This window comes from Rhizobium sp. BK112 (assembly GCF_014193215.1).
Taxonomy (GTDB): domain Bacteria; phylum Pseudomonadota; class Alphaproteobacteria; order Rhizobiales; family Rhizobiaceae; genus Rhizobium; species Rhizobium anhuiense.
Window position 1 is genome coordinate 18,786 of record NZ_JACHYZ010000022.1, and the last position, 13,694, is coordinate 32,479.

Sequence of the window (13,694 nt, forward strand, 5' to 3'; positions counted from 1 at the left end):
AAGGCGCATCGAAGACCTCTGAGACATGTCCGGGCGGTCGCAATGGATTAAACGCTGAGCGGCCCATTCTCACGTCCAACCACGACATGGTTGATCGGGGTGCCAAGGAAGCAGAATAGCCGTAATGTGACGACAAGATACGCTATCCCTTTCGACTTGACCCAACGGCGCGATATTAGGTGGAGGGATGCAGGGTCAGCAGCCGGGATTGCTAGGTCCCCACCAACCCAATGCCGGAAGTAGCTCGTGCGGGCCGTTATCAGGTCCAGAACAAGCGGCATAAAACTTCCAGCGCCCTCTTCGGCAACCGCATACGCGAAAGCAATTCGAGCAAGGTACTGCGCAGTCAAGTAGGGATTAATCGAGCCAATACGGGCAGCGTTCGCGCCGTCTCGAAAGGGATCGGAAGTCTCGGTGAAACTCCCGTGGTGTCGTACGTTCCAGGGCAGAGGTGTTCCGAGCGGCAGGCCTAATAATATGCCCGGCTTATCCAAATACAGGGAAGCGTAGGAAACTGGGAAACTCTTCACATCCACCTCAGACTCTCCAAGATATCGCGCCTGCTCTCCCGACTTAAACGTGGCGAAATGCGAGAGGCCGATAGACAATCGTTTCGGCCTGTCTCGGGGTCTACGTGTTGGAGAATTGATTACAGACCGAAGTTCCTTAAGTTGGCGGCGATGCATGGGACCTTCGATCTTGTTATTGATATCCGCACAGGGCTGACAACTGGCCTCTGGCAGGATGGCCGCGTCTCCAGCTATTGCGAACGGGATGATATGTTCGTCGCCAAGCGGGCCGGAGGTCGTGCCACAATAGATGCAGCGATTGGCCGGGCTATAGCGCCTTGTGATACGGCCTGCGTCACTGTTTGGGATGACTAGCACGACTCGGGTCTGCCTTCACCTAGAGCCGCCCAGCAGCGATTGCGCGCAAGTTTTCTAGCTGGAAGGATTTCTCGTAGCTTATCGTTGAGACAGTCACGACTTTCTCATTACCCACAATCTGAGGGCCAAGCGATTGAGTGTACCCGTCGTCGTTCGCGTGCCGATGAATATGAACGATGAGGCCATCGAAGTACAAGCGAAAGATGGGAATCTGCCGCTCGGGCTCCGATCCAATTGCAGGCGTTGTCTTAACTTGAGCAATCGGAGACAAATTGTGCTTGATCCCAAGCGTTGATAGCTGCGTTAAAGAGGCTGGGTAAAAATCGATAGGTGGCAGCTCATTCTTCAAGAGAACCAAGCGCAATCTTTCAAGATCATTTGCGGGCATCGAAATCTCGCTGAATTCGAGCATACTGCTGGCCGCCGCGCGCCAAAGCAGGCTGTAGATGAACAGGCGAAATTTTTCAGGCTCATCCACATCAACGGACCTGATGCCCCAGCCTGTCTCCTCCAAAATGACCCTGTTCCCCTGAAGCACTCGCGATGGCCCCCAGCCGCTCCAAACCAGCTTCTGCCTTCGAAGGTAAGAAATCGCCCAGGTATCCAGGTCTCTGAGTATCAACTCTCCTTCCGCCGTCACGAGTTTTTGGTCATACCAACTGCTCCATCGCCGCACAGCGGGCTGTCCAAAGCCAGCTTGCATCAAAGGTTGCCCAGCAATCTCGGGCTTTGTGAACGCATGAGGTATTAGGTGCGACTTTGCATACTTCCCTTTGACCTTGGTCAGCTTGCAAATTCCTACACCCATCGGCGCGCCCATCCTTGATTCGGAATACAACCATCCGATTTTGCGTATAAGTTGCGCCGCGATCAATGATGATATCGAGCCAAGCTGTCTGGTTTCTTCAATCGGCAGAAGGAGCAGCGCTCTTTTCAGGGTGTCTGGACTGCGCTCAATGAAGTCGAAGTAGCGCAAGGCGGGCAGACATGAATCGGTGGGTACTCTCGGTGGGTACTTTCCTGGGTACTTACCGAAGCATCACGCCGCCACAAGACATTGATTTTAAATCAAAATAACGGATGAAAGGAAATTTGGTGGAGCTAAGCGGGATCGAACCGCTGACCTCTTGCATGCCATGCAAGCGCTCTCCCAGCTGAGCTATAGCCCCATCAAGGTGGTCCGGCGCACGGCCGGTCCTGGGATGCTCCTCAGGGCGTGCCCTGCGGAGTGGCGGCTTATTACTTCCGGTTTCCGGAGATAGCAAGCCTAAAAAATCCGGCCCGGAGAATTTTTTCCTCGCCGGGCCGAAATGCAATCGTCAAACTTCGTCGTCGTCGCCGGTCACGCCGATGATGTCGCTCATGTCATCATCGTCATCGTCTTCGTCAGGCGTCAGGAAGGTATCGTCGTCGTCGTCGCCTTCGATTTCAACATCGTCATCGCCGATATCCGGGATGTCGTCGCCGCTGGCGGCGTCATCGGCATCCTCAAGCGAAACCAGTTCGACTTCGGTGTTTTCAGTATCGACTTCCGCCACCTCGTCTTCCTCGGCAACTTCGGCGATCGCCGAGGTTTCCTCGAAGAAGGACAGAGGGTAGGACTTGCCGGTATAAGGAGAGACGATCGGATCCCGGTTCAGATCATAAAACTTCTTGCCGGTTTCCGGATCGGTACGCTTGGTTCCAAGTTCCGCTTTCGCCACTATAAGCCTCGTGAGAATGACCGAATTCGAGATTCGGCAAATGCCGATCAAGCCGGCGTTCCATCGGAATTTATAAGCCGGTCCCCTTAATCGCTGTGGCTTCCCATGTCAAAGCCAAACTTTATGAACGCCCTGCGGGGTTTTCCCCGCGCCGACGGATGACCGCCCGGCGCGTTTATGTTAACGAGCCGCGGCAGCCACAGAACCGAGCGAGGATTGCGACCGGCCAAGCGTGTCCTGCTGTAAAAATAGACTGCGTTTGCAAAGGATTGCGCCATGCTTCACGGCTCTGCGCCCAGGCCCGCCACCGCCCGCAAATCCGCCGGCCTTTCCGGCCGCGTCCGCATTCCGGGCGATAAATCGATCTCGCATCGTTCCTTCATGTTCGGCGGGCTTGCTTCCGGGCAAACGCGGATCACCGGCCTGCTCGAAGGCGAGGATGTGATCAATACCGGCCGGGCGATGCAGGCGATGGGCGCCAGGATTCGCAAGCAAGGCGAAGAGTGGGTGATCGAGGGCACCGGCAATGGTGCGCTGCTTGCGCCTGACGCGCCGCTCGATTTCGGCAATGCCGGCACCGGGGTGCGGCTGACCATGGGCCTGGTCGGCACTTACGACTTTCACTCCACCTTCATCGGCGACGCCTCACTTTCGAAACGGCCGATGGGCCGCGTGCTCAATCCGCTGCGCGACATGGGCGTGCAGGTCAGCGCATCGGCGGGCGACAGGCTGCCAGTGACGCTGCGAGGGCCGGGAACCCCAAGCCCGATCCGCTATCGCGTGCCGATGGCCTCCGCCCAGGTGAAATCGGCCGTCCTGCTTGCCGGTCTCAATACGCCTGGCATCACCACGGTCATCGAGCCGGTAAAGACGCGCGACCATACCGAAAAGATGCTGCAGGGCTTTGGCGCCGCCCTTTCCGTCGAGACCGACGCGGACGGCATCCGCATGATCCGGCTCGAAGGCCGCGGCCGGCTGACGGGCCAGGTGATCGACGTTCCCGGCGATCCGTCTTCCACCGCTTTCCCACTTGTTGCGGCGCTGATCGTGCCCGGCTCCGATATCACCATCGTCAACGTGCTGATGAACCCGACCCGCACGGGGCTGATCCTGACGCTGCAGGAGATGGGAGCCGACATCGAGGTGCTGAATGCGCGTCTTGCCGGCGGCGAGGACGTGGCGGATTTGCGCGTGCGCCATTCCGAGCTGAAGGGTGTGGCCGTTCCCGAAGAACGGGCGCCGTCGATGATCGACGAATATCCGATCCTCGCGGTTGCTGCCTGTTTCGCCGAGGGCACGACCGTGATGAAGGGGCTGGAGGAACTGCGCGTCAAGGAATCCGACCGCCTTTCCGCCGTCGCCGACGGCCTGAAGCTGAATGGCGTCGACTGCGACGAAGGCAAGGATTTTCTGATCGTCCGCGGCCGACCGGACGGCAAGGGCCTCGGCAGCGCTGGAGGTAGCAAGGTCAGCACGCATCTCGACCATCGCATCGCCATGAGCTTCCTTGTCCTGGGGCTTGCATCGGAGCATGCTGTGACGATCGACGACGCAGCGATGATCGCGACCAGCTTTCCGGAATTCATGCAGCTGATGGCCGGCCTTGGAGCAAAGATCGAGGAGGTGCCGCAGTGATGGACCAACGCCTCGCATTTCCGCAAAGACGATCTCATTTGCCGTTCCCATGCGCTGCCGCAGGATTGATCGCATGACAACCAAGACTTTCATCATCGCCATCGATGGCCCGGCGGCTGCCGGCAAGGGCACGCTTTCGCGCCTTGTCGCCGAGCAATACGGCTTCCATCATCTGGATACCGGGCTCACCTATCGCGCCACGGCCAAGGCGCTGCTCGATGCCGGCCTGCCGCTCGACGACGAGGCGGTGGCGGAAAAGATCGCGCGCGAGGTTGAACTCGCCGGACTGGATCGCGATATACTTTCCAAACATGAGATCGGCGAAGCCGCCTCGAAGATTGCCGTCATGCCGGCGGTGCGCCGGGCGCTGGTCGAGGCGCAGCGGCGGTTTTCGGCGAAAGCGCCGGGGACGGTGCTCGACGGGCGCGATATCGGCACGGTCGTCTGCCCCAATGCGCCAGTGAAGCTCTATGTGACGGCGTCGCCCGAGATTCGCGCGAGACGCCGCTACGACGAGATCCTCGGCAAGGGGGCGACGGCGGATTTCGATGCGATTTTCGAGGACGTCAAGCGGCGCGACGAACGCGACATGGGACGGGCCGACAGCCCTTTGAAACCAGCGGTCGATGCGCACTTGCTTGATACGTCGGAAATGAGTATAGAGGCCGCGTTTCATGCCGCTCAATCGATCATCGATGCGGTCTTGAGCCGAAATGCCTAAATTCAAGCGATTTTGCGTGCTCTGAGCACGGATCGCTTCTAATGCAGCAGCCTGAAATTCCGTCCAAGCGCCGGATTGCCTTCGAGAGAGGGCGGACTGGGTTCAGGCCCGTTCAACGCAAACCAACCGGCGCATACGTGTCCGCTTCCGTTTAGGGCACGCAGGAGATTTTATGTCAGTAGCTACCCCCTCCCGCGAGGATTTCGCGGCTCTTCTCGAAGAGTCCTTTGCCAAGAACGACCTGGCCGAAGGCTATGTCACCAAGGGCATCGTCACGGGCATCGAGAAGGACGTCGCCGTTGTCGACGTCGGCCTCAAGGTTGAAGGCCGCATCGCGCTCAAGGAATTCGGCGCACGCGCCAAGGACGGTTCGCTGAAGGTCGGCGACGAAGTCGAAGTTTATGTCGAGCGCATCGAAAACGCGCTTGGCGAAGCCGTTCTGTCGCGCGAGAAGGCTCGCCGCGAAGAAAGCTGGATCAAGCTCGAAGCCAAGTTCGAAGCCGGCGAGCGCGTCGAAGGCGTGATCTTCAACCAGGTCAAGGGCGGCTTCACGGTCGACCTCGACGGTGCGATCGCCTTCCTGCCGCGTTCGCAGGTCGATATCCGCCCGATCCGCGACGTCACTCCGCTGATGCACAACCCGCAGCCCTTCGAAATCCTCAAGATGGACAAGCGCCGCGGCAACATCGTGGTTTCGCGCCGTACGGTTCTGGAAGAATCCCGTGCCGAACAGCGTTCTGAAATCGTTCAGAACCTCGAAGAAGGCCAGGTTGTCGACGGCGTCGTCAAGAACATCACCGATTACGGTGCGTTCGTCGACCTCGGCGGCATCGACGGCCTGCTGCACGTCACCGACATGGCATGGCGCCGTGTGAACCATCCGTCGGAAATCCTGAACATCGGCCAGCAGGTCAAGGTTCAGATCATCCGTATCAACCAGGAAACCCACCGTATCTCGCTCGGCATGAAGCAGCTCGAGAGCGATCCGTGGGATGGCATCCAGGCCAAGTATCCGGAAGGCAAGAAGATTTCCGGTACCGTCACGAACATCACCGACTACGGTGCATTCGTCGAGCTGGAGCCGGGCATCGAAGGCCTGATCCATATCTCGGAAATGTCCTGGACCAAGAAGAACGTTCACCCCGGCAAGATCCTGTCCACGAGCCAGGAAGTCGAAGTCGTCGTTCTCGAAGTCGATCCGTCCAAGCGCCGTATCTCGCTCGGCCTCAAGCAGACGCTGGAAAATCCGTGGGCAGCATTCGCCCGCAGCCATCCGGCCGGCACTGAAGTCGAAGGCGAAGTCAAGAACAAGACCGAATTCGGCCTGTTCATCGGCCTCGACGGCGATGTCGACGGCATGGTGCACCTCTCCGACCTCGACTGGAACCGTCCGGGCGAACAGGTCATCGAGGAGTTCAACAAGGGTGACGTCGTCAAGGCCGTCGTTCTCGACGTCGATGTCGAGAAGGAACGCATCTCGCTCGGCATCAAGCAGCTCGGCAAGGATGCGGTCGGCGAAGCCGCTGCATCGGGCGACCTGCGCAAGAATGCAGTCGTTTCGTGCGAAGTCATCGCAGTCAACGACGGCGGCGTCGAAGTGAAGCTCGTCAACCACGAGGACATCACTTCCTTCATCCGCCGCGCCGACCTCGCTCGCGACCGCGACGAGCAGCGCCCCGAGCGCTTCTCGGTCGGCCAGGTCTTCGATGCCCGCGTCACCAACTTCTCCAAGAAGGACCGCAAGATCATGCTGTCCATCAAGGCTCTGGAGATTGCGGAAGAGAAGGAAGCCGTCGCCCAGTTCGGTTCGTCCGACAGCGGCGCTTCGCTCGGCGACATCCTGGGCGCAGCCCTGAAGAACCGCGGCGGCGAATAAGCCTCGCATCCGCCTCTGAATTGAAGAACCCGCCGGAGCGATCCGGCGGGTTCTTCATTTTCAGGCGATAGAAATCTTATTCCCAGCCGACCATGCGCTGATAGAGCGCATAGACCGGGTCGGCGGCCGTGCCTGCCTGATAAACGGACGGCTCGGCATCGATCATCCTTGGCGTTCTTCGCCCGGGCGCTGCCTCGGTTTCTTCGGCATCAGGCTCGGCATCCTCGCCACCGGACTGCGCCTGCTGCTGATCCTCGGACGCGTCGTCGCGATGGTGCTGATGCTGGTGATGCGTTTCGCCTGCCGTCTCGTTCGGCGGCGTATCCTTGGCGAACTGGTAAGGCAGCTGGGCATAGGCAAACCCCTCCGGCATCTTTGCCGCCAGCGGCATGTAGGAAGCCTCGACGGTCTCGGACATCGGGATGATTTGCGGTTGCGCGGCGATTTCTTTCGGCTGACGGGCGACCGCGACCGCGCTCTCGATATCCATCTGCGAGGCGTGGAGCGCTGCGGATTGGCGAGCATCGGGAGCGACGAATTCGGCCGGCTGCCGGGTCAAGGTCTCGGTCGCATCGCTGATCACGGCGTCATCGAGGATCGTATCGATCTCCACCGCCGCCTCGACGGGGACATCCTCCAGCAGGGCTTCGACGTCCTGCTCGCGGATGATGGTGGCGATCATCTCGGAGGCTTCTCCGGTCATGGAGGCGACAATGCCTGTCCAGTTCTTCGGAATGACAGGATCGACTTTTTCCGATGTCGCGTGGGGTTGGATGGCAGGCGGCGCCGGCGTTTCCTGCGCGTCGTCGGCCGCTGCGGCATTCGTCGACAGCGGTTGCCGGTCTTCGATCTCCTGCGGCGCCGATTTTTTCGGTGCTACCTCGCTTGTCGCCGCCGGGGCGGACTGAGCCCGGTTTGCAGCCTGCGGCGTTTCCGGATCGGCAGCTTCCACAGCTTCGGCGATGACCGCTTCCTCGGCAGTCGCCGAAGTTGCGGCCTCGATCAGCGGATCGGCTTGCACAGGCGCCTTTTCCGCAGGCTGGCGCATGGCGGCAGGCAGGCTGTCCTCATGCAGCTGGATCTCGGGACGGGTTTCGGCGCGCATCGGCGAAGCGTCGTTCTGGCCATAAGAGCGGACGACGGCGCGGGCGGCGAGGTCGCGATCCTTGTAGCGGATGATTTCCAGATAGGCGACGATGCGGGCTGCTTCCGGGCCTGCCGGGTTCTTCAGGGCTTCGGCGATCATCCGCAACGGCAGGCTATGGCCCTCATCGGTCAGCTGGCGCTCGACCTCGTCGATCCTGACAGCCGGTAGCCGCCGGATGGCATCGGCAAGCCGGGAGGCAAAGGCAAGATTGGTCTCGTCCTCGCCGCGATCCAGCGAGATCGAGCGGCCTGCCGCATCGATGACATCGAAAAGCGCTTCGACCATACGCTCGCGCGCGGCCAGAAGCAGAATATTGAGCTTGCCGGCAATGGCGGAATTGAGATCAGCCGCTTCGACGGCGTTGACAGGCGCGGGGGCAATCACTGAACGACCGAGACCACCGGCGACGATCGCCGCAGTCTGGCCTTGGGACGAAAAGCTTGCATTGGACGCTGCACGAACGGGAGTCAACATGGCATGCTCCTTTCGCAAAGTGACGATGAAAGCAGGCTCTATAAAAGGACCGCGCTCATCCGGTCCCCTTGCATCCCAGCAGATCCTCCTGTCCGCATGACGCATTCTCGCGTCATCGAATGCATAAATATTAACTGGAATTTTAGGAAAGAGGCGTTAACGAATCGATAACGGCCGCAGGCAAACATGCCCACGGTCTTTGGTCACCTGTCGAAGAATGAATCGCTCAGCTATGAGCGAAGATATCGGCCTCTTCCCAGCCGAGCAGGTCGAGCTTGGCGCGGGTCGGCAGGAATGCGAAGCAGGCCGTCGCATGGTCGAAGCGGCCGTCGCGGATCAGGCGTTCCGTCAGCTTGTCGCGCAACGCGTGCAGATAAAGCACATCGGAAGCGGCATATTCGAGCTGGGCCGGGGACAGCGTCGCGGCCGCCCAATCGGAAGATTGCTGCGTCTTGGAGATATCGACGTCGAGCATCTCCTTGAGATTGTCCTTGAGGCCGTGGCGATCCGTATAGGTCCGGCTCAGGCGCGAGGCGATCTTGGTGCAGAAAACCGGGTTCGTCGTGACGCCGAAAGTGTGGAATAGCACGGCAATATCGAAACGGCCGTAATGAAAGATCTTCTGATGGGTGGGGTCTTCGAGCAGAGCGACGAGATTGGGGGCCTGCTTCTGGCCGGCAGCAATGCGGATAACGTCGGCAGTGCCGTCACCCGGCGAAAGCTGGACGACGCAGAGCCGATCGCGGCGCGGCACCAGGCCGAGCGTTTCGGTGTCGATCGCGACCGCGCCAGTGTAGCGGGCGGCATCGGCCGCGGAAATATCGCCTTCGTGATAACGTATGGTAGCCGCCATGAGACAATCTTTCGTTCGAATGCATCCTCTACAGCGCGGTGCGTCTTTTCAGACGCGCAAAGGACGCTGTAGCGCTTTGAATGGCTGTATAATTTATCCTTAAATCCATGCCGATTTAAGCAATTATGCAGCAGCGCTATAGCGCAAAGGTGCAGAATGCGAAACCGCTTTCCTGCCGCAGAGCCGTCCCGTCCTCTCGGACGCACAAAGGACGCTCTACTCTTTTGATCTTCAATCTCCGCTTCGTGCGGCGGTCAGAATGTCGGCGGCGTGTTGATCCAGAGAATCACGGTTTCACCATCATGGCGATTACGCCAAGAATGGTAACGGCGGCTTTCGAAATAAAGTGAATCGCCTTGGCCAAGATCGAAGAACTGATCGCTGTCGAGCACTAGTTCGAGCCGGCCGGACAGGACATGCATGAATTCTTCGCCCTCGTGGCGATAGGCGCCTTCGCTGGCAGCACCCGGCGCCAGCACGAAACGATGGCAGTCCATCATCCTGCGGCCTTCGGCGAGGAGCTGCACCGTGACGCCGGGCGTCGTTTCCGGCCATGTCCGCCATTCGCCGGCGCGCACCAGCGTCGGCACGTCCGCGCGCTCCTCGCCCGAGAGGCGCGAGACGGTGGTGCCGTAATATTCGGCGAGATCGTGCAGCGTCTTGAAGCTGACGCCCTGCGAGGTGCGCTCCAGCGTCGAGAGCGTCGACGCGGTGACGCCGATGTCGCCGGCGACCTGATCGAGCGTCTTGCCGCTCGCATGGCGCAGGCTGCGCAGCTTGCGGCCGATGCCGGAATCCTGGCTCGCCTCGGCGCCATCGGCGGAAGGTTCCTCGCTCTCCAGCGCCTCCCGGATTGCCGCGGGATTGAGGCCACGTTCGACACGATACCAGGAGATGCGCTTCAGCCGCGCCACATCGTCGGCGCTGTATTGCCGATGGCCGGTTTGCGAACGGCCGGGAACCAGCAAACCCTGGCTTTCCCAGAGGCGCAAGGTCGAGGCCGAAACGCCCGCCAGCCGCGCGGCCTCCGCCACCTTGTAGCGCACAGGTCCGTTGTCACCCATCGAAATATCCCTGATTCCAATCGCCCGCGAGCATTCATCAAAAGGCGTGATGTTTGAAGCAAAAAATCCCACTTGTTTTCTTGCAGGAAAAATGTAGGAGTTTTCTACATGTCTTGCAGAATTTATGCAAGATAGTTCTCAAGCCCCTTTTCAGCGCAGGAGCGCATCGATGACCGCGACAAGCCTTACGGACCGGAAGAACGCAGCCATTTCACGCGGCGTCGGCATGACGACCCAGATCTATGCCGATCGTGCAGAGAACGCCGAGATCTGGGACAAGGAAGGCCACCGCTACATCGATTTCGCCGCCGGCATCGCCGTTCTCAACACCGGCCACCGCCATCCCCGGGTCATCGCCGCAGTCAAGGACCAGCTCGACCGCTTCACCCATACCTGCCATCAGGTGGTGCCTTACGAAAGCTACGTGCATCTCGCCGAACGGCTGAACGCGCTGGTGCCGGGCAACTTCGAGAAGAAGACGATCTTCGTCACGACGGGCGCCGAAGCGGTCGAGAACGCCGTCAAGATCGCACGTGCGGCAACCGGCCGCTCGGCGGTCATCGCCTTTGGCGGCGGCTTCCACGGCCGCACCTTCATGGGCATGGCGCTGACCGGCAAGGTCGTGCCCTACAAGGTCGGTTTCGGCGCGATGCCGGGCGATGTCTTCCACGTTCCCTTTCCGGTCGAGCTGCACGGCGTCACGGCCGACCAGTCGCTGGCGGCCCTGAAGAAACTCTTCGCCGCCGATGTCGATCCACAGCGCGTCGCGGCCATCATCATCGAGCCGGTCCAGGGTGAAGGCGGTTTCTACCCGGCGCCCGGTGCCTTCATGAAGGCGCTGCGCGAACTCTGCGACCAGCACGGCATCCTGCTGATCGCCGATGAGGTTCAGACCGGTTTTGCCCGCACCGGCAGGATGTTCGCGATGGATCACCACGAGGTGGCGCCCGACCTGACGACGATGGCAAAGAGCCTGGCCGGCGGATTTCCGCTCGCCGCCGTCACCGGCCGCGCCGCCATCATGGATGCGCCGGGGCCGGGCGGGCTCGGCGGCACCTATGGCGGCAATCCGCTGGGGATCGCAGCCGCCCATGCCGTGCTCGACGTCATCAAGGACGAAGATCTCTGCAACCGCGCCAACCAGCTCGGCGGACGGCTGAAGCAGCGACTGGAATCGCTGCGCGAGACGGTGCCCGAGATCGTCGATATCCGCGGGCCGGGCTTCATGAACGCCGTCGAATTCAATGACCGGACGACGGGATTGCCGAGTGCTGATTTCGCCAACCGGGTGCGGCTGATCGCCCTCGACAAGGGGCTGATCCTGCTCACCTGCGGCACCCACGCAAACGTCATCCGCTTCCTGGCGCCGATCACCATCCAGGACGAAATCCTCGGCGAGGCGCTCGACATTCTCGAGGCCTCGATGCTGGAAGCCAGCGCGGCCAGCTAAGCGCGAGGAACCGGATTTCAATGGCTGCCGGCCACCGGCAGCCGCACTCCCCAGGAGGATATGACATGGCTTTCACCACTGCACTGACCAGGCACGTTCCCTTCTCCTCGCCCTTGCTGCGCGATGCCGGCTATATCAACGGCGTCTGGACATCAGGCGATGCCACGAAGACTTTCGACGTGCTCAACCCGGCAACCGGCGAGTTGCTCGCTTCGCTGCCCGATATGGGTGCGGGCGAAACGCGGACGGCGATCGATGCAGCGCATGCCGCCCAGCCGACCTGGGCTGCCCGCCCAGCCAAAGAGCGCAGCGCGCTCCTGCGCAAATGGTTCGACCTGATGGTCGCCAATGCCGACGAGCTCGCGGCGATCTTGACCGCCGAGATGGGCAAGCCGTTCGCGGAAGCGCGCGGCGAGATCCTTTATGCCGCGGCCTATATCGAATGGTACGCGGAAGAGGCCAAGCGCATCTACGGCGAGACGATCCCCGCGCCTTCCCAAGACAAGCGCATGATCGTCATCAGGCAGCCGGTCGGCGTCGTCGGCACGATCACGCCGTGGAATTTCCCGGCGGCGATGATTGCCCGCAAGATCGCGCCGGCACTTGCCGTCGGCTGCACCGCGGTGTCGAAGCCCGCCGAACAGACGCCGCTGACGGCGATCGCCCTTGCCGTGCTCGCCGAGCAGGCCGGCATTCCCCCAGGCGTCTTCAACGTCATCGTCGGGGTCGACGGCCCGGCGATCGGCCGCGAACTCTGCGGCAATGACAAGGTGCGCAAGATCAGCTTCACCGGCTCGACGGAAGTCGGCCGCATCCTGATGCGGCAGTGCGCCGACCAGATCAAGAAGGTGAGCCTGGAGCTCGGCGGCAACGCGCCGTTCATCGTCTTCGACGACGCCGACCTCGACGCCGCCGTCGAGGGCGCGATCGCCTCCAAATACCGCAATGCCGGTCAGACCTGCGTCTGCGCCAACCGCCTCTACGTCCAGTCGAACGTCTATGACGCCTTTGCGGCCAAGCTCGCCGCCAAGGTCGCCGAGATGCCGGTCGGCGACGGCTTCGAGCCGGGTGTCTTGATCGGGCCGCTGATCGACGAGCAGGGCCTTGCCAAGGTGGAAGACCATGTCAGCGACGCGCTTGCCAAGGGCGCCAAGGTGCTGATCGGCGGCAAGCGCATTGACGGCGCCGGCACCTTCTTTGCGCCGACGGTACTGACCGGTGTGGCGCGCGGCATGAAGGTGGCGCGCGAGGAAACCTTCGGGCCGGTGGCGCCGCTCTTCCGCTTCGAGACGGTCGAGGACGTCATCGCCCAGGCCAATGATACGGAATTCGGACTTGCCGCCTATTTCTATGCCGGTGACCTGAAGAAGGTCTGGCGTGTAGCGGAAGCGCTGGAATACGGCATGATCGGCATCAATACCGGCCTGATGTCGTCCGAGACGGCGCCCTTTGGCGGCATCAAGCAATCCGGCCTCGGCCGCGAAGGCTCGCGTCACGGCGCCGACGATTATCTGGAAATGAAATATCTCTGCATCGGCGGCGTCTGATCCGGGTCATCTACGATACAAGAAGCACTGGGACACGCGGCATTCAGCCGCGTGTCGTCAATAATGCGGCGGACGGGTGATACCAGGAGCTTCCAGCGACTGCTCCTCCAGCGACAGGAAGCGTTCGGTCAGCCGGTCGAGCTTGGTGCGCATCTGCTCCACCGTCTTCCATTGCTCGGCGAGCTGATCGGAAAGCTCTTCGATCGTCTTTGCCTGGTAAGCCAGCATTTCTTCCAGCCGGGTGATGCGGTTCGTCTCGTCGGACATCGATCCTCCTTTGCCGAAACCGGCAGAACAGATGGTTCTCCCAAAGCGGAAATAGGCCACCTCGTCAATG

At 61.0% G+C, this 13,694-nt stretch carries 11 protein-coding genes and 1 tRNA gene; 5 read left to right on the plus strand and 7 right to left on the minus strand.

The annotated features are described in order from the left end of the window. Window positions 1-906: 906 nt before the first annotated feature. The 3 genes from FHT75_RS33675 to FHT75_RS33685 all read right to left on the minus strand — a co-directional run bounded on the left by FHT75_RS33675 (window position 907) and on the right by FHT75_RS33685 (window position 2,590). A complete protein-coding gene (locus FHT75_RS33675) occupies window positions 907-1,863 on the minus strand; it encodes a hypothetical protein (protein WP_246713018.1) in 957 nt (318 codons plus the stop codon). A gap of 117 nt (window positions 1,864-1,980) precedes the next feature. After that, a tRNA-Ala gene (locus FHT75_RS33680) sits at window positions 1,981-2,056 on the minus strand. A gap of 150 nt (window positions 2,057-2,206) precedes the next feature. Next, a complete protein-coding gene (locus FHT75_RS33685) occupies window positions 2,207-2,590 on the minus strand; it encodes a TIGR02300 family protein (protein WP_028757143.1) in 384 nt (127 codons plus the stop codon). Window positions 2,591-2,866: 276 nt separating this feature from the next. Between FHT75_RS33685 and aroA the strand changes: the two genes are divergently transcribed. The 3 genes from aroA (at window position 2,867) to rpsA (ending at window position 6,822) form a co-directional block, all read left to right on the plus strand. Beyond that, window positions 2,867-4,225 (plus strand): 3-phosphoshikimate 1-carboxyvinyltransferase, encoded by a 1,359-nt coding sequence (aroA, locus tag FHT75_RS33690; RefSeq protein WP_047619821.1) that lies wholly within the window; start codon window positions 2,867-2,869, stop codon window positions 4,223-4,225. A gap of 73 nt (window positions 4,226-4,298) precedes the next feature. Beyond that, window positions 4,299-4,946, plus strand: coding sequence for a (d)CMP kinase (gene cmk / locus FHT75_RS33695; RefSeq protein ID WP_183845618.1), 648 nt, complete (start codon window positions 4,299-4,301; stop codon window positions 4,944-4,946). 172 nt (window positions 4,947-5,118) lie between these two features. Then, window positions 5,119-6,822, plus strand: coding sequence for a 30S ribosomal protein S1 (gene rpsA / locus FHT75_RS33700; RefSeq protein WP_028757934.1), 1,704 nt, complete (start codon window positions 5,119-5,121; stop codon window positions 6,820-6,822). Window positions 6,823-6,898: 76 nt separating this feature from the next. Here rpsA and FHT75_RS33705 read toward each other — a convergent pair whose 3' ends face one another. From FHT75_RS33705 to FHT75_RS33715, 3 genes are all read right to left on the minus strand, one after another. Beyond that, entirely contained in the window at window positions 6,899-8,443 is a 1,545-nt protein-coding gene (locus FHT75_RS33705) for a hypothetical protein (protein ID WP_028757933.1), read from the minus strand. A gap of 226 nt (window positions 8,444-8,669) precedes the next feature. Next, a complete protein-coding gene (locus FHT75_RS33710; RefSeq protein ID WP_028757150.1) occupies window positions 8,670-9,296 on the minus strand; it encodes a ribonuclease D in 627 nt (208 codons plus the stop codon). Window positions 9,297-9,550: 254 nt separating this feature from the next. Then, a complete protein-coding gene (locus FHT75_RS33715) occupies window positions 9,551-10,360 on the minus strand; it encodes a MerR family transcriptional regulator (RefSeq protein WP_028757151.1) in 810 nt (269 codons plus the stop codon). Between the two features lie 169 nt (window positions 10,361-10,529). On the opposite strand from FHT75_RS33715, the gene FHT75_RS33720 reads away from it, so the two are divergent. Together FHT75_RS33720 and FHT75_RS33725 are read left to right on the plus strand one after the other, a co-directional pair. Beyond that, on the plus strand, window positions 10,530-11,810 hold the full coding sequence (locus FHT75_RS33720) for a 4-aminobutyrate--2-oxoglutarate transaminase (protein WP_183845619.1): 1,281 nt from the start codon (window positions 10,530-10,532) through the stop codon (window positions 11,808-11,810). Between the two features lie 65 nt (window positions 11,811-11,875). Beyond that, the gene (locus tag FHT75_RS33725; protein WP_132576062.1) at window positions 11,876-13,357 is read left to right on the plus strand and encodes an NAD-dependent succinate-semialdehyde dehydrogenase; all 1,482 of its coding nucleotides are present in this window, start codon (window positions 11,876-11,878) and stop codon (window positions 13,355-13,357) included. A gap of 57 nt (window positions 13,358-13,414) precedes the next feature. On the opposite strand, the gene FHT75_RS33730 is transcribed toward FHT75_RS33725, so the two are convergent. Beyond that, window positions 13,415-13,624 (minus strand): SlyX family protein, encoded by a 210-nt coding sequence (locus FHT75_RS33730; RefSeq protein WP_028757154.1) that lies wholly within the window; start codon window positions 13,622-13,624, stop codon window positions 13,415-13,417. Window positions 13,625-13,694 lie beyond the last annotated feature (70 nt).

What these genes read in the sequence shown, in the direction of transcription:
- FHT75_RS33705 (WP_028757933.1), bottom strand. Translation starts at nt 8,443, where the DNA reads ATGTTGACTCCCGTTCGTGCAGCGTCCAATGCAAGCTTTTCGTCCCAA.
- FHT75_RS33710 (WP_028757150.1), bottom strand. Translation starts at nt 9,296, where the DNA reads ATGGCGGCTACCATACGTTATCACGAAGGCGATATTTCCGCGGCCGAT.
- FHT75_RS33720 (WP_183845619.1), top strand. Translation starts at nt 10,530, where the DNA reads ATGACCGCGACAAGCCTTACGGACCGGAAGAACGCAGCCATTTCACGC.
- FHT75_RS33725 (WP_132576062.1), top strand. Translation starts at nt 11,876, where the DNA reads ATGGCTTTCACCACTGCACTGACCAGGCACGTTCCCTTCTCCTCGCCC.
- aroA (WP_047619821.1), top strand. Translation starts at nt 2,867, where the DNA reads ATGCTTCACGGCTCTGCGCCCAGGCCCGCCACCGCCCGCAAATCCGCC.
- rpsA (WP_028757934.1), top strand. Translation starts at nt 5,119, where the DNA reads ATGTCAGTAGCTACCCCCTCCCGCGAGGATTTCGCGGCTCTTCTCGAA.
- FHT75_RS33730 (WP_028757154.1), bottom strand. Translation starts at nt 13,624, where the DNA reads ATGTCCGACGAGACGAACCGCATCACCCGGCTGGAAGAAATGCTGGCT.
- cmk (WP_183845618.1), top strand. Translation starts at nt 4,299, where the DNA reads ATGACAACCAAGACTTTCATCATCGCCATCGATGGCCCGGCGGCTGCC.
- FHT75_RS33715 (WP_028757151.1), bottom strand. Translation starts at nt 10,360, where the DNA reads ATGGGTGACAACGGACCTGTGCGCTACAAGGTGGCGGAGGCCGCGCGG.